The sequence below is a fragment of the Streptomyces sp. NPDC048331 genome, from assembly GCF_043201215.1.
Taxonomy (GTDB): Bacteria; Actinomycetota; Actinomycetes; order Streptomycetales; family Streptomycetaceae; genus Streptomyces.
In genome coordinates this window covers 53,756-71,815 of the sequence record NZ_JBICYT010000036.1, presented here as the reverse complement: position 1 = coordinate 71,815, position 18,060 = coordinate 53,756, and the positions used below count along the sequence as shown (strand labels likewise).

The following is an 18,060-nucleotide window of genomic DNA, read 5'->3' as shown; positions in this document are numbered from 1 at the left end:
GCGACGCCGGGCAGAGTGAGCCCGGTGGGCAGTCACCTGCGGTGACTGCGGGGTGGTCCCGGTCGGTTCAGGGACTACCAGTCCGCGGTGGCCGGCTGGCTAGGGAGCGGGGCCTGGCGCGGAGTTCTTCGGCTTTCCTGTAGTCAATTCTAGCAGGTCGAAAGGTTTTTGATGGGCTGTCAGGTACTACTGATGACATGTCAGAAGTGGTTCTCGAGGGGGCGATCTCCGCGGGGCCGAGACCACCCAGAGGCCAACCGGTCGCGCTGCGCGCTCCCTCTCCGCAGCAGTATGCCCACGGGCTGGCAGAGTGTCCACGCCCGCCGCCACCTCCCCCGACCCACTACAGAACGCAACAGAGACACCGAACCGCCCTGTCTAATGGTCCAAACCAAAAAGATCGCCGACAAAGAAACCCAGCGAATTCCCGACCCACGCAAACTACCCCCGCACCAAATATCAAAACCGAAATACCCGCCGGCCGAATACCATAAATGCAACCTTCTAATTTTCCGCCGCGAGCGCCGCATACCAAAAGGGCAAACGGGTATCCCGCCTTCCCTGAGTGGTACGGACCCCGAACCCAAACCGGGGGTGGGCAGATGACCGAACGTCGCGTTTTGGGCCCGCCCCGCAAGTGACGGAGCGTGAGGCCCCGCGCTTCGCGCGGGGCGAGGCCGGGGGCCCCCCCGCGGGGGGCGGGGGGGGGGGGTGGGGGGGGGGGGGCGCCCCCCCCCCGGGGGTGCGTATTGGGACGAGAAAACCACGAAAGTTGTGGGGGGGGGGGTGGGGGGGGGGGGGGGGGGCCCGCCCCGGCGGCCCCCCCCCCCCCCGCGGGCGCGGGGGGGGGGGGGGGGGGCGGGGGCCCCCCCCCCCCCCCCCCCCCCCCCGGCTGGGGTCTGTCGTCGTCGGGGCTCACGCCGCCTACGGTCGTCAGAAGTGGAACGAGAAATCCAGGAACTTGGTGCTCGCGGTGGCGAAGGTCAGGGCGTCCCGGAAGTAGGCCGGATCGGCGTCCTTCGGCGGCTTGGGCATCGTCGGGTACTGCCCGGACGTGCCGAAGTCCTTCTTGTCGGACAGGACCTGCACGGTTCCCTGGGCGAGGATCAGCGCGAGCGTGGTGGCGTAGTCGACCCAGTCCTTGTCCTTGCGCCGGTGTGCGGGCACGCTGTCGATCGCCGCGACCAGGTCCTTCTTATGCGGCTTGAAGTCCTTGGTGGCGATGTCGATGATCAGCGGCCCGAGGGTCTCGACCGCCGCCCATACGAGGGGCCAGATCTTCTCGTCTGGCACGTTGTCGACCTTGGTGTCGACGAAGTCCTTGGTAGCCATCTTGTAGCCCTTGGGGTTGGCCTCGGCGGCGGCGACGTAGTTCTCCAGCAGCGACCAGGTGATCGTCGCCACGTCGCCGTAGCCCACGTCGGGCACGTCGAAGCTCTTGCCGGAGGGCTCGCCGGCGAAGGCCGCCTCAAGCTGCTCCTTGAACCGCTCGGCCCTGGGGTCGAGTGATGTCGCGGTCATTTCTCCTCCTGAGTGATCTTGGCGATGGTCGTCGGCGTTCTTTGCAGCGCTGTTAGCACCGCTGCTCTTTTTCGGGGCTTTCTGTTGGGTTTTCGGTGGATTCGGTGCGGCAGCAGGCGGTGTCTGCTTCTTCCTGGCGGTCTGGGAACTGGCCTGAGCGGCTGGGTTCGATGACCTCGGCAAGGAGGCCTCCTAGCGCTCGCTCAGGTTGTCGTTCAGCCATGCCTCGACTGAGTCGCCGATGTTCGAGATCTGCTCGTCGGCCTTGAAGGACTTGGTCCCGTCGCCCATGGAGATGAGGGTCTGGGTGAGCAGGTGTGGCTGCATGAAAGGGGCCATGGCGATGGGGTGCTGGGACATGTTGAGCCGGTCGAGGCGCTGGCTCACCAGCCTGTTGAGTTCTGCCACCGATAGGTCCGGACGGATGTCGCTGGTGAGGGCGTAGGTGAAGGCGGACAGCTGATCGGTGGGCGGGCTTCCCGCGGCTGCCGTCTCGTTCGCCAGGCAGGCCGAGAACAACACTCCGTTGAGTTCGGCTGCGGCTTCCTTGACCGATTTGGCCGGCGGGATGCCGACCGGGTTGATCATGAGGTTCTTGGCGATGGCTCCGGCGTCGGCGGTGGTCGATCGGCCGAAGAACTTGAACTGGGTCACTTGCGCGTGCAGTTGGGCGTCGCGAGCGGCTTGTTCCGGGTCGGGCTGCCAGAACTTGCCCTTAGCGACGTGGCACTGGGTGGTAACCGCCGACCCGTTCTTCTGCGTGGTGACGAATCTCTTGCTCATGCCGCCGGAGTGGCAGGAGTCCAGGATCACCGTCAGCACGTTCGGCGGCAGTGCAAGGGTCCGGCGTACCAGGTCGGTGTCTTTGAGGAAGGCGTCGTAGAGACAGAGCACCTCGACCATGGTGCTGCCCTCGGGGTAGCTGTATCCGTGCGAGGACTGGAAGAAGACGATCTGGTCTCCGGGAGTCACTCCGGTGAACAGCCAGTCGAGTTGGTCGAGGACGTTGGCCAGCGTCGCGTTCTGGTTGTGTACGAGCTGGATGTCCGTGGGGTCGAAGCCGTACAACCCTTCGAGCATGTTCCTGATCGCGAGCGTGTCGGCGACGCAGGAGTTGAGGTTGTTTCGCGGATCCGGGTAGAGGTCGATGCCTACGAGCAGGGCGCGTTTGGTCATGGTGGTCCTCGGGATCACGTCGCGGTGCGAAATGGAGCCGAAAACTGATCACGCAGCGTGACAGCAGAAACTACAGATAGTGAGGATTTGGGGCAAAACGCCACGCCGTATCGCGGTTTCAGTGACATGCAAGTGGCATACGGTGACTGAGCGTGAGTGTGCCACACAAACCGCCCGCACGTACGCGAGGACAAAAATCACCCCTGCGGGGTACTGCAAGCCCGGGGGCGCCCCGAGCGGTTACCCCATTTCCCCCGGCCGGGGCGGCCCGAGGACCCCACAGGCACGCTAGCCGCGCGGCCGCCCAACGCGACCTCGGCGCAGGCGCCCGCGGCCCGTACGGCGTCGGTCGCGGCTTGCGCCGCTAACGCCGCGTCCGACCTCGGCGCCCACACAGACCTCGCCGCCAACGCTGCCGCATCGGCCGCCGCCTCAACCACCTGACCCGCCCTTGCCGGGGGCTCAGAACAGGCGGCGGACGGCTTCCCGGCGGTCCGAGGCTCCCCACCCCGCTAGCTGATCTAAAGCGTGCCTAACCGCGCTGCGGTGCGGAATAGGGGTCAATTACATTGATTTCGTAGACCTGCACCCAGGGTTCGAAATCTTCGTGCCTACACTCAATGTGGAGCCGTACAGGCTGACGGCCAAATTCCATGCTCCACCTGATTTGAGCCTCTGCATCGCGGTGCGGCGATCGTGTCGGTTCCATCATCAGCGGCAGTGTGGATCCGAGGCACAAACCCTCGCGCGTCGCTGTACGCCCGCCCACTGAAACACCGTCAAGGCCGGGCTGGAGCCGATACGGGCCCCACACCTGGGCCGCAAGTTCCTCCGCCGTGGGGCCCGTGGCCAGGTTAGAGGCGAGGGCGACCGTTCGATCCTGCCCGTCATCGAGCACCCGAACACGCACCTCGGACAACCGTTTCAGCACTGACGGGCCGTCCCACCTCACCGTCAACCGCGCTCGGCCGCCGTCGCCCGTTCTCCGAATCTCCACCTTCAGGTCGGGAAGCATATCGTGGTGAATTCTCACGTTCTCAATACCGGCCACAATACTGGCGGCGTTCGTCGCCTGCTTCTCCGTGTTCAAAGCATCCACAGAAATCTGCTTCGCCTTTATCGCCACCCACAAAGACCCCCCAGCCGCAAAAAGCTTGCCCCTGCTGCTATAGCGCTCCAAACATCAGCAGACCACATACACACACCCACTCGGTCGACGCTGGGCGGGCCGCTTCCCGCTCTCGTGGGCGGCAGTGTGCCCGACCGACACTTGCCCTGTCCCGTGCTATCCCACAACCAGCCGGCCAAGCCGGCGCCCGCCCCTGGCCGCGCCTGTGCGGGCCCTCACGGCATGTTCCCGGCTCACTTACTTCACCCACTGGGCCAATCTCCCTGCCGCGCCGCCCGGAAGGCACGGCCCAGCCCACGGAAACACCGAGAGCGCCCAACTCAACGGGGTGAAGTTAAGGGCTCCGAGCTCAGAGTTATATAACTTTAGCTAGGGTTATTTTCAACAAGGCGGCCGAGTAGGCCGCTGGTCGGTCCCATGGAGGTTCGAATGTCTGCTCTGACGTCCGGTACGGCGGCGGTCATCCCCAGCAGTGCCGAGCGGCTGATCCGCACAGCCGAGAAAAACGACTGGCAGGCCTCCGCCGTGTTCGGCGCGGCCGGCTCGAAGGGCCGCACCGCGGACGCGTGGGTCGTGGGGCTGGAGGCGTACACCACCGCAGGAGAGGTGTCCCTGCTCCTCTACTGGGAGCGCGGTCCCAAGGGCTTCCGGTACGTGGCCAGGGAGTCCGGGGTGTGCGGGACGGCGTGAAGCTGACAGAGATGCAGCTCAAGGCTGTGAAGGCCTTGGTGGAGGATTCGGAGGTGACGGAGCCGTTCGAGTACGGCGAGTGCGGGTGCGAGGACCCGGCCGAGCTGGAGTGTGGCATCGAGCCGCGGGTGTGCATCGAACACGCCTACTGCCCGGACCGGTTCGACGCGCGGTTCGGGTGGGGCGCCGAGGTGACCCGGAACCGTGATCTTGCGGGGTGGGGCGAGGACGGGGGTACCGGTGGCCGGTACGGTCTCCGGTAGAGCCGGTCAGGGGTCAGGTGGAGCTCTCCCTGGCGGACGTAATCCCCGCCGTCGTGCGTACGGCGGTCATCCCGACCCGCGGCATCGTGCGCGGCCGTCACAGTGCCTGTGGTGGCCGGACCGCCGCCGGGGCCGGGCCGCTGTCGAGTGGGAGGATGTGGCGGGCGCGCACGCGTTGCGTGCCGGGCGCGCCGGACGGACCGTCCAGGCGGTACGGGTCGCGCTTGTGGGGCCGGCCGTCCGGTGGACCGACGCCCCCGTCCCCGGGTGGGTCGCCCCGTCCCCCTCACCTGGATGGCCGAACTCGCCCCGAACGGTCCTGCGTCGCGGTGGCGACGGAACTGTGGATGCGGATCGGGTGGGAGGGGAGCGACGCCCGTCGAGGCCGGCGCGGCTCTGCCGGCCCGCCGGGCGGCGGAGCTCGCCCACCGCGCCGAGGTACTCGCGGACGCGTGCCAGCGTGCTGCCGGAGAAGCCGCTGTGCCGGCCACACCCCCGCCCCCGCATCGGCCTCCGAACGGAGAAGTTGTAGAAGTGTGTTCGCGTCGTGTTCGCCTGCGTCGGGTGTCCCGCCGAGGGTAGGGGCGTCGCCGCCCCGGGGCCGGCCCTGGCCGTCCTGGCCCGTCCGTCATGCCCTAGGGGCTCGAAACCGGGGAAGTTGTATAAGTTAAGGGGTAGGGTGGGGGCACGGGCCTGATACGGTCCGCGCCCGAGACGAGAGGCGACGCCCGCATGGCCATCGCACCCCGCCAGGTCCCCAAGATCTATCCAGCCGGCACCGGCCGGCCCACCGAACGGAAACTCACCGACGAGAAGATCATTCGCACGGTGAACGTGTCCGGAACCGTGTGGGACGCGGGTAAGAAGCGCGCCGGTCAGGACGAGGTCTCGATCTCCCACGCCGTCGGCCTGCTCGTCGAGGCCTACACCGCCGGCCTCCTCGACCTCGACACGATCACCGCCCAACTCGACGCCCTCGCCGCCGGCGAGGACCCCGCAGCCGTACCCGGCACCGGGGGCGGGACGTGCGCCTCGCCCACCAGGCCCCGAAATCGCGGCCTGGACGGCACGGGGCAACCAACCGACCGGTAGCTCTCTCGGTCTCGAATCACGCAACCGGTACCAGCTGGGTCAAATGATCATATGGTGACGACGGGGTCCTCCCGGGCCGGAGCGCGCAGCAAGCAGTTGCATCAGATCGCGGACCGGAAAGGGCGGCAATCACCGTCCCGTGCCCGCGCCCCTTTGGGATGCAGGCAGCGCGGACGGCGCGGCCGGGCGGCCGAACGGCTCCGCTCCAGTGGTAGGCCGGCCACCAGCGCCCCGCCCCGTGAGCGGATGACCTGGTTGCCGCGGCCGGAGCGGGCCGGCGCTCTTCGACGGATCGCCGATCGGTGCACCGCTGCGGTGGAGAACCTCGGCAACAGGAGCTCCGAGGATGTGCGCCTCGGCGGCGTCTACGCTCTCCAACTCCTCATGGAGGACTCCCCGCGTGAGCAGGTCACCGTGATCGACGTGCTTTTATCGTGCATCCGTTCCCGGCGGAAGAAGCCGAAGCCGGGGCCGCCGAGACGGGTCCGGCCGGCGACATCACCGCGGCACTCACCGTTGTCGCGTCCACAGGCAGTCGCGATGACGGCACCACGCGCGTCGACCTGGGTGAAACCGACCTGCGGCAACCAGAACTGCGGCGCGGTGGAGATGGGAACAACACCAACCTGAACCTGACGGACCTGCGCGGTGCGTTGGGTCGTGGAGCGCGTTTTCGCCTGGCTGCGTCAGTTCAAGCGGCTCCGCATCCGCTACGAGCGACGTGTGGATCTGCAGCACGGCCTGCTCGAACTGCGCATGCAGTCTCGTACGCCTTCGCCGCTCCGAACGTCGTTCTGAAAGGTCAGCGAGGGGCGACATGGTGGCAGGGCGGCAAAGCCCGGTTCCTGCGCATGGCGGGGGTTGGGCTCAGGGCAGGTCGAAGGTGATGTTCACCGAACCGTCCCTGCTCGGCGCCTCCACGAGCGTGAGGGTTCCATCCTCTGCTTCGAAGACCCTCACCAAGATCCCGTCGTTGTGCTCGCCGGGAAACATGACGGAGAAGTGGGGATCCGTCTCCATCAGGAAGTCCCAACCCTCCCGCTGGGTCGTGTCGAGGGCATCGGCGTGCCGACCGGTTGCCCGCCACGTGCCGACCGCGTCGACGGTGACGCTGATGTCGATGCCGTACTCCTCGAGGCACGTCGCGTGATTGGCCCACCATTCGAGGCGTGCCTGACCCACGAATCGATCCATGAGCACACTATGCACGGCGCCCGGGCCGGACGTGCAAGTTCGTGCGGCTGCCGGCCGTCATGAGGCAGGCCGTGAGAGAGTTGCATGGGCGGGCCGGACAGGCCCCCAACTCAACCGGCTGCAGCGTGTAATGCCTTCGCTGCCTCCGGACTTCATTTTGAAACCTTCAGTGAGTGTGTTTCCGGAGGAAGCGTGTCCAGCGTGATGAGCCCGTGTCGTCTGCGGGTGGGGGTGGCGACAGAAGCGCGCGCTGAACCGCCGAATGCGGAGACCAGGAAAGGTCGCGTACGCAGTCGTGCGGGATGCCCAGAGCCTTGATGAGCATCTTGAGGGAGGCCTCGTCGTCGGTGTGCCGGCGGTCGAGCCACACAGTGACGCCCGTGTCCCTCACTTCGGTGAATTGGCTCAGTACGAAGAAGCGCCGGCCCAGTCGGAACATGGCCACGTCCACCTCCCCCAGGTCCTCCCAGCTCTGCTCCACATGCAGCACCAGCCTGTCGGCGTACGCTTTCATGGGTGGTGGGAGCACACCGATCGGCCGGTGGGAGAGGGCCATCGCGTCCCATATCCCGTACTGCACGGCGGGGTTCGGGTTCGCTTGATATTCAGGTGCAGGCCGCCGGTCGGGGTCCGGGGCGGGCACCGTGACCGGCTCCCATCTCGTCGGCTCCTGGTTTTCGGCCGTCCCGTCCCCTGCAGGTACGCGCCCGCTCATCGCTGCCCTCCCCTTGACCCACCCTCGGACGGACATCATCCCAGGTGGTGGCCACATCATCCGCTCCAGGGAGCCCTGCTGGGTGCGGGCCGGCGGCGGCGCTCCCGCGCGGTTCGGACCACCGACCCTGCGGTCACCATGGGGGCATGGATACAGAGCGGTGGATGATGTCCTGAATCCCCCTACGGCTCGTCTCCTCGTCTCACGGATGCAGAGCGTCTCGATGCCGAGCAGCCCACCCCAGGTCAGCGGTCGAAGGTCGTTCGGACTCGCGGCGCTCGGGCGGGTGGGTGCGGCGGTTCCCGCCCGGATTCGACACTCCGACGTCCGGGCGTGGATCGCACGTCCGGGGGGCGGGGCACATGTCGTGGCGGGGGTCTTCTTCGCCGAGGAGGACGGCATGTCGGCGGGCCGGGGCCGAGCCCTGCCCGCCTGCCGTCGCGCTATTCCAGGCCGATGCTGTCGCAGGTGGCCTTGAGGGCACCGGTGCAGATCTCATCGACGGTGTACACGTTGTCGAGGACCAGGGTGCTCTTGATGTTGTCGCGGGTCACGGGCACGCCGAGGATGAGGATGGCGGGGACTCGCTTGGTGGTGGGGCTGCTGACCACCTGGTTGATGATTCCGTCGATCTTCTCGCCCTGGGCGAGGAGGATGGCGAGTTCGGCCGCGGATTCGGCCTCGCGGGCGTAGGGCTTGTAGACGCTCATGAACTGGTCGCCCGACACTATTCGCTGTACGGCGGGGAGTTCGATGTCCTGACCGGTGACCGGCGGCAGGGGGGAGACTCCGGCGGCCTTGAGGGCGGAGATGACGCCGCCGGCCATGCCGTCGTTGGCGGAGTAGACGCCGACGATCTTGTCCTTGCCGAGTGCGGAGATCGCCGCCGTCATGTTGGCGCTCGCGTTCTCCCGCTTCCACTCGGCGGTGTCGTACTCCTTGCCGATGTTCACCTTGCCCTCGAGGACGGCGCGGGCGCCGGTCTTGTAGCCGGCGGCGTTGGGGTCGGTGAGGGCGCCGTGCATCATGACTATCTTCCCGTTCTTGGCTCTGTCGCCGAGGGAATCCAGCAGGATCTTGCCCTGGAGGCGGCCGATGTCCTCGTTGTCGAAGGAGACGTACGCATCGACCGGGCCCTCGGCCAGGCGGTCGTAGGCGACGACGGGGATGCCGGCCGCCTTGGCCTTCGCCACGGCGCCGGCGATCGCCTTGGAGTCCACCGCGTCGACGACCAGGACATCGACCTTGCTCTCGATCATCGCGTCGGCCTGGGCGTTCTGCTTGGCCGCGTCCCCCATCGCGTTGGCGTAGACCACCTTGCCCTTGCCGAGGGTCAGCAGGGCGACCTTCTTCTCCATCAGCGGCTTGTCGAACTTCTCGTAGCGCGCGGTCTCGTTCTCGGGGAGCAGCAGGCCGACTTTGACGCTGTTGGTGTCGCTCGCGTTGCTTTCCTCGTTGGTGCCGCAGGCGGTGAGGGTGGCGGTGAGGGCCAGCGCGGTCAGAGCGGTGGGGGTGCGCAGGTACGGGTTCATGCGGGGGGACCTCCCTGATGGGGCCGTGTGCGTGCGGCCGAGGTGGTGCGGAAGACCATGCCCTTTCCGCTGCGCCGGAGGGTATCGTCCGCGGGAGTGTGGGCGGTGGCCGGGATCGAGCTGCGGTGTGCTGCTCGCACGCACGCTTTCGGGCCGGCGGACGAGGATGGTTCGAGACCGGTTCTCGGACGGGGGCGTTCACGGGGTGTCGTGGGTGGCTCAGGGGCTGGGATGGTCACGGTGTTGGTACTCGGACGGCTTTCCCGTCGATCCGGAGACGGAGTGCTTCGTCACCCGTCCCGAGGCCGTCGTCGGCGGCCGCCGAGCCGGCCCGGGCTTGTCGTGGCGGGAGCTCCACCTTGTCGCCCGCATGCCTGATCATCGGGCCCGTGAACGGGAACCATGAACGTCGGCTGTGGGGTCGTCGTGGGACCGTTCGCGCTCTTCTGTTTCTACGCGGGCGCGCTGAGGGTGATCCGCGGTCGCGATCGGCTCCGGCCGTTGATGGGGTGGGTCGACCGTATGCCGTTGCTCGTCCTCAGGGTGCTGGGGGTGGTGGAGGTGCTCGGTGCGGCCGGTCCGGTCCTGTCACGGTGGAGCGGCATCGTTCCCTGGTCGGCGGTGGTCGCGGCTGCCGGTTTCGTACTCCTGCAGATCGGTACCGTGGTGGTTCGTCTGACCGGTGGGGACCGCCGGATCGCGCTCGATGTCGGGCTCGTCGCGGCCGCGGCGGTGGCCGTCCGGTCGGCCACGTGGTCGTGATCGGGCTGTCCTGTCGTGCGGCCGTCGCCTTCGGTCGGGCCGTGGTCGGGCGCCTGGCGCGGTGCCTGTGGTGGGGTCTCCGTTGCGACCTTCGCCCTGCCCAACTGACAACCTCTGATCACAATTACGTCCGAAGCGATCAATAGGGGATCTATTTTCTTCATCGCTGCCCGGGCCGAGGGGCGATTCCTATGTTGAAGCCCGGTATCACCGCCCGAGGGTGGGGCCTGGGACTCCACATGGGCATGGGACGGCCGGCCGGCATTCCGCGCGGCCGGGAGCGGGTGGACGCGCATTGCGCGCGGGAATGGGCAGCCGCACAGCCGCAGTTGATGGCGTACGCCCGCTGGGCGACCGGCAGCCGGGAGGAGGCCGAGGGCCTGGTCCAGGCCGTCGCCGTGCGCGCCTGGCGCGGATTCGCGCATTTTCGTGGTGACGCCGCGTTCCTGACCTGGACGATGGCCGTCGCCCGCCGGGAGGCCGCCCGGGCCGGCGCTCGACGGCAGCGGCTGCTGTCCGGCGCGCTGTCGTCCCTTCGCGCTTCTCGCGGACGGTCTCCCGGCCTACGCGGCGCAGGTCGCGGCCGGCGCGGACCGTCCTGTGCTGCTGGAGTCCCGTCTGCTGTTGATCGACCGTCTCGCCGACGAGTACGCTCCGGCCGCCCGCAGTGCGATGGAGAAGGACCGTGCGGCACTAACGACTACGGCCGCGGCCTCGGTGCGCCACCCCCGCGGAAGCCCTCGACGCCCTGCGTTCGGGCCGGCCGGTGGTTCCGTAGGGGGTACTCCGGTGCTCCGGTGCGGGGCCGGGCGGGTTCAGATCCGCCCGGTCGTGGTCGCGACGTAGAGGCCGATGACCGCGAGCACCGCGGCGACGACCAGCCAGGACGAGAGGCTGGTGTGCCTGCCGCGGGTGGCCCGCCCGTGCGGTGTGCGTCGCCCGCGTCCGCGCCTGCCTGTGTGCGGCGGGGGCGTCGGGGTGGCGGCGGTCTCGGACAGCAGGCGGCGGCAGACCGCGGCCAAGGCGCCGGTCCCGGCGGACAGGCGCACGACGGCCTCCGAGCGGGCGGGGGCCGTGGTGCCGCCGTCGAGGATCCGGCCGGCCCGCACGAGCACCTCGTCCCGCCCGCCACCGGCGGCCAGGCTGATCCAGCGCTGGACGTGCTCCCCGCGGATCACGACACCGCCCGCGCGGTCCCGGTAGACGGTGTGCTCCCGCCACAGGAGTCCCGCCAACTCCGACGCGGTGTCCTTCAGTTGCCCACTCATCCCCTACGCCCCCACAGCTTTCTTGTTCGAACGAACAGCGGATCTTAACCGTCGCCGCCGACAGTGGCGCCGGCGGACCGGCACATGGGCGGTACCCGGCGCCCGCACGCGGTGTTCCGGCCGTATCGATCGGGTGGGTCGCTGTGGCACGGTGGCGGGGGCGCGGCTGCGGGTGGGAGGGGTGCGATGAGACGTGGACGGTTGTGGGGCGTGGGCGCCGGGTTGCTGCTCTTCGGGGCGGTGGGCGGGTTCCTGTCCGGGGTGCTGCGGGATCGGGTTCCCGAGGTGACGGTGGGCCCGCGGGCGGCGTCGGGGGCGGCCGTGCCGCCCGCCCGTGGGGCGCTGGTGGTGGCGTGGACGGCCGAGCCGGAGAAGGCGACCGGCGCCCCGACCGCCGAGGGCATCGACCCGGACGGGGTGCGCGGGTCCGGTTAGGGACGGCGCAGGAGCCCCGCGGCCGGTCGTCCGGCTACGGGGCCTCTCTGTCGTGCGGGTGTTTCCGGGCCCGTCGGGAGGAGGGTCCGGCGGGTCGGGGAGTTCAGCTGTTCGCGAGGGTGATCGCCGAGACCGGGCAGGCCCGGGCGGCTTCCCGTACGAGGGGGCTGCCGTGGCCGTCCTCGCGGCCCGGGAGCACCTCGCCGAGTCCGTCGTCGTCCTGGGTGAACACCTGGGGTGCGGTCAGCGCGCACTGGCCGGCGCCGATGCAGAGGTCGTGGTCGACGGAGATCCGCATGCCGCTCACCAGGCCACGGGGAGTTCGAGCATGCCCTGGATGGTGTCCCCGGGCTTGAAGGGGATCCGGTCCGGGTCGGCCGCCAGGCGTAGGTCGGGCAGTCGCCGGAAGAGGGTGCCCAGGGCGATCTCCATCTCGGCGCGGGCCAGGTTCTGGCCCAGGCACTGGTGGATGCCGAAGCCGAAGGCCAGGTGGTGGCGGGTGGGCCTGTTCCAGTCGAGCGCGTCCGGCGTCTCGAAGACCGTCTCGTCGCGGTTGATGACGGAGGTGGAGAAGACCACTCCCTCGTCCGGGCGGATCGTCACGCCACCGACCTCGATCTCCTCGGTGGCCACCCGCAGCATGCCGTCGGCGATGGAGAGGAACCTCATCAGCTCCTCCACCGCCTCCGACATCAGCGAGGGTTCGTCGCGTAGTCGGGCGAGTTGCTCGGGGTGGCGCAGCAGTGTGAAGGTGCCGAGGGAGATCATGTTCGCGGTGGTCTCGTGGCCCGCGATCAGTAGGATCACGGCCAGGGCGACGAGTTCCTCCACGGTGGTCTCGCCGGTCCGCAGCCGGGTGGCGATCAGTTCGTCCAGCAGCCCGTCGCCCGGATGGGTGCGCTTGTGCCGGATCAGGGTCTCCAGATAGGTGTCCAGGTGGTGGCGGGCGTCCTCGACGTCGGCGGGCTCGGGGCCGCGCAGCAGCCGCCGGGACTGCTCCTCGAAGAACTCGTGGTCCGCGTAGGGGATCCCCAGCAGGGAGCAGATCACCATGGAGGGGACCGGCAGGGCGAAGGAGCTGACGAGTTCGGCCCGTGTGCCGTGTGCCGTCATCGTGTCGATCAGCCGGTCCACGGTCTCCTGGATCTGTGGTCGCATGGCTGTCATCCGGCGGACGGAGAAGCTCGGGATGAGCATGCGGCGCTGTCGGTTGTGCTCGGGGTCGTCCACTCCGAGCAGTGCGGTGCGCCGGTCCTGGACGCCCTGGAAGCGGCGGGTGGGGGCGGGGAAGGCCGCCTTGGTGCGGTCGCTGGACAACCGGGCGTCGGAGAGCAGGGCGCGCGCCTCGGCGTGGCCGGTGACCACCCATACGGAGCGGCCGTCGAAGAGGGTGACCCGTGAGAGGGGTCGGTTCTCCCGTAGTGGCTTGTACGCGGCCGGCGGGTGGTAGGGGCAGGTGCGGTCCTGGGGGAAGACGACGGTGTCCGGCAGGGCATGGGACATGGCCTCGGTCATGGAAAGCAACACCTCGCAAGCGATGGTTCCGTTCACGCCGGACTCCATTACATGCCTAAGGCACCTATCTCATCCATGCCAGTTTCGGCCAGTCCGCCCGAGTTCACCCGGGCGCGCGCTCCCGGGCCTTGCAGGGGAGGTTACGGGCGGCCCCGTCGGCGGAGGAGCGCGCCGCGGAGGGTGATGCCGTGTCGCGTGCGCAGGGGGCGTGGTTCCCCCGTCGCCACGAGGGTGACCGACAGCGGCGCTCCCGGTGCGAAGGCCGGCCGGGCCCCGAGCGGCACGCTGTCGTAGGTGCCCCGGAGCAGGTCGAGGAGGGCGACCTCCCGGACGAGGAGCGTCGCGAGCGGCGGCGGCACCGTCTCGCGGAGGTCCGCCGTGCGGAAGACACGGACCGGGGACTGCGCGATGCCGTGGTGGGCGAGGGGGGCCGGTCACGGCAGGAAGGCGCCCAGGGCGAGCAGCAGCAGCACCCGCCCCGCGGACGCCGTGCATCGTGTCGTCGAGGCGGGCGGGGTCCGGGTCGGCAACGGGTCGACGGGGCGACCGGCCTGGGTGATCTCCACCTCGCCGGCCGCCACCAGCCGCCGGGCCGCGCGGCGGGCGGGTTCCATGAGCGCGCGCCATCCGTCGCCGTCCCCTGTGTACACCGCCCGCGCGGCGTCGGACGGGCAGATCGTCGCGGTCGGAGCCCGGCGCTCGAGCAGTTCCAGGATGGCCTGTTCCAGGCGCCGGTCCGTCTGCCGATCGGTATCGCTCACGTCGTCAGTGTCGCACCGGCGGGGCGGCGACGAGAGCCCTCGCAACACCCCTCGGAAGGCCTGCCTGTCCGGAAAGCCCCCGGACGGTCAGGAACCGGCGACCGGACGGGGGCGTTGCGTGATCCAGCAGTGTACGGGCGGTGTGAGGCCGGCGCCCACGATGAATCCGAGTACGACACCCGGGCTCGCGGACGCGACAGTTCCGACGACCGCGCACAGAGCGATCACCGCCGCGACGAGGCCTAAGGTCCTGGCGCGCGGGGCCAGTTCGTTCAGCCGGCTCACGGTCGAGAGAGCCACGAGATACAGGGTGGAGCCGAAAGCGGCCGACGCCAGAACGGTCAGGGTGTTGTTCACTTCGCAACCTTTCAGAATCAGAAACCGACATGTCTCTCGCCGGCAGCCTCGGTCGATCGGAGACCCTTCTCCGGGTCGCTCGGCTGCCGGTCCGTCCACCCGCAGTATCCGTCGCCGCCGTTGCCGCTGCCGCCGCAGTGGCCGTTTCCGGCCGGAGCCGCGGCGGCCGAAGGGGGGCGTGCCCGGGGGGTGATCCCCGGATCACGGTGGCGGGTCGGGTCGGGTCGGGAAGGATGAGGGGCGTGAACATCGAGGCGGCTGTCGCGGCGCTCGGGGCCGCTCAGGAGCCGGGTCTACCTTTGGCATGGCGGTGGTCGCCGATGTCCCGGTTCGTGTTCTCCCTCGCGATGGATCCTGACGGGCAGTGGGCCTACCGGATGAACTCGCTCGATGTGCATGACGACGGGCTGGCCAGGGCTGTTCTGGCGTTCGCGAGGCGGCATCGACTCGGCCGGGGCCGGGACGCGCGGCCGCTGACGGTCCTTCCGGGGTTTTCGTACGGGTCCTGTCTCTTCGATGCCGTCGCGGCGGCCTCGCCGGCCGTCCATGGCTACCACCACGGGCGGAACGAGGCCTTGAACGAGGTCGTCTCGGCGGTCTTCCCCGCCTACCGGTGCGAGTTCCGCGGTGACGAGGATCCGCAGGAGGCGGTCCTGCGGTTCAGGGGCATGCTGCGGCCGGCTGTCGTGTCCCGGTCGCCGGTCCCGTACCTGCGCATGCGATACGAGGACACGCGGACCGGTGGTGGCAGCACGGGTGGCTCCCGCGGGTTCACCAGGCGGGACGTGCTGCTGCGGGAGCTCGCGCTCCTCGAAGGTGCTCCCGGCAGCTTCGTGGAGTTCGGGAATGCCCACGGCGAGGTGTGGCGCGTCGAGTGGGACGGCTCCTGGTCGGTGAACGACCGGCCGCGGGACGCCCGGCCTTCGCAGGAGTCGGTGCTGACGTTCCTGGGGTGCCCTGGACGGCCTCAGGAGGCTCGGAGTCCCTGAACGGGGCTTTGCCGCGGTCCTGGTGACACGGCTCCACGCGTCGAGGGCGCCCGCCGCGGCCCGGGCCGCGATGCGGCGTCCGCCGTGTCAGGCGGGGGCTACGCAGGTGAGCAGCGCCCGTATCTCGCCCAGCCGCTGGTGGCCGGGATGGAGGTGGCGTTCGCATGCGGTCAGTGCCCGCAGGGCTTCTTCCCTCGCCTCGTCGTCGCGGCCCAGGCCGTGCAGGGCCACGGCGATGGCGAGTTCGTACGCTCCGTCGACGCCGGGAGAGTGCTCGGGGTGTCGTGTCCGGGACTCGGCCAGGGCCTCCTCGTGGCGTCCTTGGCCCGACAGGCTGCGCATCAACAGCAGATGAAGACCGGTCGCCGGCTGCCCCTCGGCCCGCGGCAGATGCCCGCGGGCGATCGTCTCCGCCTCCGGATGCCGGTCCGACGCGCACAGGACGTCGCCCATGCACACCAGAGCACTCAGTTCCAGGTCCCAGTCCATGATCAGATGCATGGTCCGTGCCAACTCCCGCAGGACATGTTCGGCCTCGGCCTTCGCCTCGGCAGGGCGTCCCTCGTCGATCAGCACCCAGGCACGGAACAACCGGGCCCGCAGCAGCAGCGACCGGCTCGCGCCGGCCAGCTGTTCCAGTTCGACGATCAGGCCGTCGAGTTCGGCCGAGACCGCCGACCCCCGACCGTGGAGGATCGCCGCCGCGACGGCGTAGTACCTGGCCTGCCAGATGGTGACGGGCCGTCGGTCCCGCCCCCACACGCCCTCACGAGCCGCGACGACGGCCCTCGCCCGTTCCTCGGCCGCCTCGAACGAGCCCTCCCGCACCAGGCGGTGGGCGTCCTCGAAAGCGGCCACGTGCCACGGCGCCGCGGCACCCCTCGCCCATCCCGTCCAGGAGGAGACACTCCACACCCGACTTCGCAACGTCACGATCAGCGAGAATACGTCCCCCGCCCGGGGCGGCCGCGGCCGGCGTCGGAGCGCCCGCCGGCAGGGCGCTGCGCCGTTGGATCCCACCGCCGTCGCGGACGGGTCGGCCGGGGCGGGGTCCGTCCTCCGGCGGGTTCCTGATCTTCTCTCAGAACTTTTCGGCACAGGGGCGTTTGGAGGAAGGTTGTCGGGTCAGACGCGTGGTACCGGGAGCCGCTGGTGGTGCAGGGCTTCCGGAGCGGCCCGGCCGCATGACGGCCTTTCCCCCCGGCCTCATGCGGCAGGCCCGCCCGCACGACGGGCTGCCGCCCGGATCCGTACGGCACCCGGACGTCCCGTGTTCCCGGCCTCTCCTCCCCCGGCCGGAAACACGGGGCCGCCCGGCAAGCCCTCGGCGCCGGCGCTCGTACCGCCGCCCCCGGGAAACGGACCTCGGCGGCGGCAGCCCGGTGCACACGCCACGCCACGCGGCCCTCCTGACGCGACACCGGACGGTCACGCCGGACGGTCACGCCGGACGGTCACGCCGGACGGTCACGCCGGACGGTCACGGCCGGGGTGGCGGCTCAGCGGAACGCGGCGATGTCGCGGGAGACCCGGTCGGCGAAGGGGCGCGCCGGGCGGTTCAGCACCTGTCGCACGGCCGGGCCGACACGTCGTTCCGCCTCGGTGGGGGCGCCGAGGATGTCCAGGGTGTCGTCGGCGAGTTCGGCCGGCATCGCCCGGGTCATGGCGGCCTTGGCCTCCTCGCGGGTGAGGTCGTGGAACCGTAGGGGTGCGCCGAGGGCGGTGGCGATGGTCCGCGCCTGCCGGCGCGGGGTGATCACCTGCGGGCCGGTCAGCTCGTACACGCCGCCCAGGTGCCGGTCCTCCAGCAGGCAGGCCGCGGCGACGTCGGCGATGTCCCACGGGTCGACGACCGGTACGCCGACATCCGCGAACGGGGCGGCGACGACCCGCCGGGTGCGGACGGAGGGGGCCCACCACAGGGCGTTGGAGGCGAAGCCGCCCGGCCGCAGGACGGACCACTCCATGCCGGACTCCTGGATCCTCTCCTCCAGTGCGCGCATCGTGATCCGTGTCGCGCCGTACGGCCGGGTCGCCACGCCCTGGGTGGAGAGGAGGACGACCCGGCGGACCCCGCCGGCCGCGGCCCGGGCGACGATCTCGGCCGGAGCTGTCGCCCCCGGGTCGTGCAGGTCCGCGGACAGGAGCAGGAACAGGGCCTTGGCCCCGGCGAGCGCGGGCTCCAGGGTGGCGGGCTCGGTGAGATCGGACGCGGTGACGCGACAAGGCGGTATGACGTGCTCCACACCGACTGTCCCGCGCGTGACGTGGTCGACCACCTGACCAGTCGTTGGGGTGTCTGGGTGCTGACCTCCCTGCGGAGCGACGACCTGCGCTTCCACGGGCTGCGCGAGAGCGTCCAGGGCGTCAGCGAGAAGATGCTCGCCCGGACCCTGCGCGCGCCGGTCCGGGACGAGCTGGTGTGGCGGGCCGTCGAGCCGACGACGCCGCCTCAGGTCACCTACGGGTTCACCGGGTTCGGCAGGGACGTCGGCGAGCCGCTGGTCGACCTGTTCGACCGGATCACCCGCCGCCTTCCGTCGCGCACCGAGGGCCAGGTGTGTGGTCCGGAGAGGTTGGTGCCGCGGCCGGCGGGTGTTCGGCCGTGGAGGCCGGCGGGGTGAGTGCCGCCGCCGGAGGTGCTCCCGTACGCCGCAGTCG

At 69.9% G+C, this 18,060-nt stretch carries 20 protein-coding genes and 2 pseudogenes; 9 read left to right on the top strand and 13 right to left on the bottom strand.

The genetic code is table 11. The annotated features are described in order from the left end of the window. Nucleotides 1-933: 933 nt before the first annotated feature. From ACGFYY_RS34280 to ACGFYY_RS34270, 3 genes are all read right to left on the bottom strand, one after another. Complete coding sequence (locus ACGFYY_RS34280; RefSeq protein WP_393715452.1) at nt 934-1,521, bottom strand: hypothetical protein; 588 nt, start codon at nt 1,519-1,521, stop codon at nt 934-936. 192 nt (nt 1,522-1,713) lie between these two features. Then, complete coding sequence (locus ACGFYY_RS34275; RefSeq protein WP_393715450.1) at nt 1,714-2,697, bottom strand: caspase family protein; 984 nt, start codon at nt 2,695-2,697, stop codon at nt 1,714-1,716. Nucleotides 2,698-3,229: 532 nt separating this feature from the next. After that, nucleotides 3,230-3,823 carry a hypothetical protein gene (locus ACGFYY_RS34270; protein ID WP_393715448.1) on the bottom strand — a complete coding sequence of 198 codons (594 nt, stop codon included), beginning with the start codon at nt 3,821-3,823 and terminating at the stop codon, nt 3,230-3,232. 432 nt (nt 3,824-4,255) lie between these two features. Between ACGFYY_RS34270 and ACGFYY_RS34265 the strand changes: the two genes are divergently transcribed. From ACGFYY_RS34265 to ACGFYY_RS34250, 4 genes and pseudogenes are all read left to right on the top strand, one after another. Continuing rightward, on the top strand, nt 4,256-4,516 hold the full coding sequence (locus tag ACGFYY_RS34265) for a hypothetical protein (protein WP_393715446.1): 261 nt from the start codon (nt 4,256-4,258) through the stop codon (nt 4,514-4,516). Continuing rightward, nucleotides 4,513-4,779, top strand: a complete 267-nt coding sequence (locus tag ACGFYY_RS34260) for a hypothetical protein (RefSeq protein ID WP_393715444.1) — start codon at nt 4,513-4,515, stop codon at nt 4,777-4,779. Before ACGFYY_RS34265 ends, ACGFYY_RS34260 begins: the two co-directional genes overlap by 4 nt. 732 nt (nt 4,780-5,511) lie before the next feature. Next, nucleotides 5,512-5,871: a hypothetical protein gene (locus ACGFYY_RS34255; RefSeq protein ID WP_393715442.1), complete on the top strand. Its 360-nt coding sequence runs from the start codon at nt 5,512-5,514 to the stop codon at nt 5,869-5,871. Nucleotides 5,872-6,522: 651 nt separating this feature from the next. Beyond that, nucleotides 6,523-6,624 (top strand): annotated as a pseudogene (locus ACGFYY_RS34250) (transposase); the annotation flags it as partial. Nucleotides 6,625-6,738: 114 nt separating this feature from the next. Here ACGFYY_RS34250 and ACGFYY_RS34245 read toward each other — a convergent pair. The 3 genes from ACGFYY_RS34245 to ACGFYY_RS34235 form a co-directional block, all read right to left on the bottom strand. Further along, complete coding sequence (locus ACGFYY_RS34245; RefSeq protein ID WP_393715440.1) at nt 6,739-7,065, bottom strand: hypothetical protein; 327 nt, start codon at nt 7,063-7,065, stop codon at nt 6,739-6,741. A 166-nt stretch (nt 7,066-7,231) separates the two neighbouring features. Continuing rightward, nucleotides 7,232-7,780 carry a hypothetical protein gene (locus ACGFYY_RS34240; RefSeq protein WP_393715438.1) on the bottom strand — a complete coding sequence of 183 codons (549 nt, stop codon included), beginning with the start codon at nt 7,778-7,780 and terminating at the stop codon, nt 7,232-7,234. A 443-nt stretch (nt 7,781-8,223) separates the two neighbouring features. Then, nucleotides 8,224-9,312, bottom strand: coding sequence for a substrate-binding domain-containing protein (locus ACGFYY_RS34235; RefSeq protein WP_365276564.1), 1,089 nt, complete (start codon nt 9,310-9,312; stop codon nt 8,224-8,226). Nucleotides 9,313-9,714: 402 nt separating this feature from the next. Between ACGFYY_RS34235 and ACGFYY_RS34230 the strand changes: the two genes are divergently transcribed. Continuing rightward, the gene (locus ACGFYY_RS34230) at nt 9,715-10,074 is read left to right on the top strand and encodes a DoxX family protein (protein ID WP_393715435.1); all 360 of its coding nucleotides are present in this window, start codon (nt 9,715-9,717) and stop codon (nt 10,072-10,074) included. Nucleotides 10,075-10,265: 191 nt separating this feature from the next. Beyond that, nucleotides 10,266-10,571: pseudogene (locus tag ACGFYY_RS34225) on the top strand (RNA polymerase sigma factor); the annotation flags it as partial. Between the two features lie 318 nt (nt 10,572-10,889). On the opposite strand, the gene ACGFYY_RS34220 reads toward ACGFYY_RS34225, so the two are convergent. After that, nucleotides 10,890-11,342: a hypothetical protein gene (locus ACGFYY_RS34220; RefSeq protein WP_393715433.1), complete on the bottom strand. Its 453-nt coding sequence runs from the start codon at nt 11,340-11,342 to the stop codon at nt 10,890-10,892. A 186-nt stretch (nt 11,343-11,528) separates the two neighbouring features. Here ACGFYY_RS34220 and ACGFYY_RS34215 point away from each other — a divergent pair, with 186 nt between their 5' ends. Continuing rightward, nucleotides 11,529-11,777, top strand: a complete 249-nt coding sequence (locus tag ACGFYY_RS34215; RefSeq protein WP_393715431.1) for a hypothetical protein — start codon at nt 11,529-11,531, stop codon at nt 11,775-11,777. A gap of 103 nt (nt 11,778-11,880) precedes the next feature. Here ACGFYY_RS34215 and ACGFYY_RS34210 read toward each other — a convergent pair whose 3' ends face one another. The 4 genes from ACGFYY_RS34210 to ACGFYY_RS34195 all read right to left on the bottom strand — a co-directional run bounded on the left by ACGFYY_RS34210 (nt 11,881) and on the right by ACGFYY_RS34195 (nt 14,410). Continuing rightward, entirely contained in the window at nt 11,881-12,075 is a 195-nt protein-coding gene (locus ACGFYY_RS34210) for a ferredoxin (RefSeq protein WP_365276555.1), read from the bottom strand. A gap of 5 nt (nt 12,076-12,080) precedes the next feature. Continuing rightward, the gene (locus ACGFYY_RS34205) at nt 12,081-13,292 is read right to left on the bottom strand and encodes a cytochrome P450 (RefSeq protein ID WP_365276585.1); all 1,212 of its coding nucleotides are present in this window, start codon (nt 13,290-13,292) and stop codon (nt 12,081-12,083) included. A 434-nt stretch (nt 13,293-13,726) separates the two neighbouring features. Continuing rightward, nucleotides 13,727-14,053 (bottom strand): DUF3253 domain-containing protein, encoded by a 327-nt coding sequence (locus tag ACGFYY_RS34200; RefSeq protein WP_393715428.1) that lies wholly within the window; start codon nt 14,051-14,053, stop codon nt 13,727-13,729. Between the two features lie 87 nt (nt 14,054-14,140). Beyond that, on the bottom strand, nt 14,141-14,410 hold the full coding sequence (locus tag ACGFYY_RS34195; protein WP_393715426.1) for a hypothetical protein: 270 nt from the start codon (nt 14,408-14,410) through the stop codon (nt 14,141-14,143). Nucleotides 14,411-14,652: 242 nt separating this feature from the next. On the opposite strand from ACGFYY_RS34195, the gene ACGFYY_RS34190 reads away from it, so the two are divergent. Then, the gene (locus ACGFYY_RS34190) at nt 14,653-15,399 is read left to right on the top strand and encodes a hypothetical protein (protein WP_393715424.1); all 747 of its coding nucleotides are present in this window, start codon (nt 14,653-14,655) and stop codon (nt 15,397-15,399) included. 87 nt (nt 15,400-15,486) lie between these two features. Here the strand turns inward: ACGFYY_RS34190 and ACGFYY_RS34185 are convergent, their stop codons facing one another. Together ACGFYY_RS34185 and ACGFYY_RS34180 are read right to left on the bottom strand one after the other, a co-directional pair. Further along, on the bottom strand, nt 15,487-16,332 hold the full coding sequence (locus ACGFYY_RS34185; RefSeq protein ID WP_393715422.1) for a hypothetical protein: 846 nt from the start codon (nt 16,330-16,332) through the stop codon (nt 15,487-15,489). A gap of 566 nt (nt 16,333-16,898) precedes the next feature. Beyond that, nucleotides 16,899-17,678 carry an NAD(P)H-binding protein gene (locus tag ACGFYY_RS34180; RefSeq protein WP_393715420.1) on the bottom strand — a complete coding sequence of 260 codons (780 nt, stop codon included), beginning with the start codon at nt 17,676-17,678 and terminating at the stop codon, nt 16,899-16,901. Here ACGFYY_RS34180 and ACGFYY_RS34175 point away from each other — a divergent pair. Continuing rightward, nucleotides 17,637-18,023 (top strand): winged helix-turn-helix transcriptional regulator, encoded by a 387-nt coding sequence (locus ACGFYY_RS34175; protein ID WP_393715418.1) that lies wholly within the window; start codon nt 17,637-17,639, stop codon nt 18,021-18,023. The two genes, ACGFYY_RS34180 and ACGFYY_RS34175, sit on opposite strands and share 42 nt — an antisense overlap. Nucleotides 18,024-18,060 lie beyond the last annotated feature (37 nt).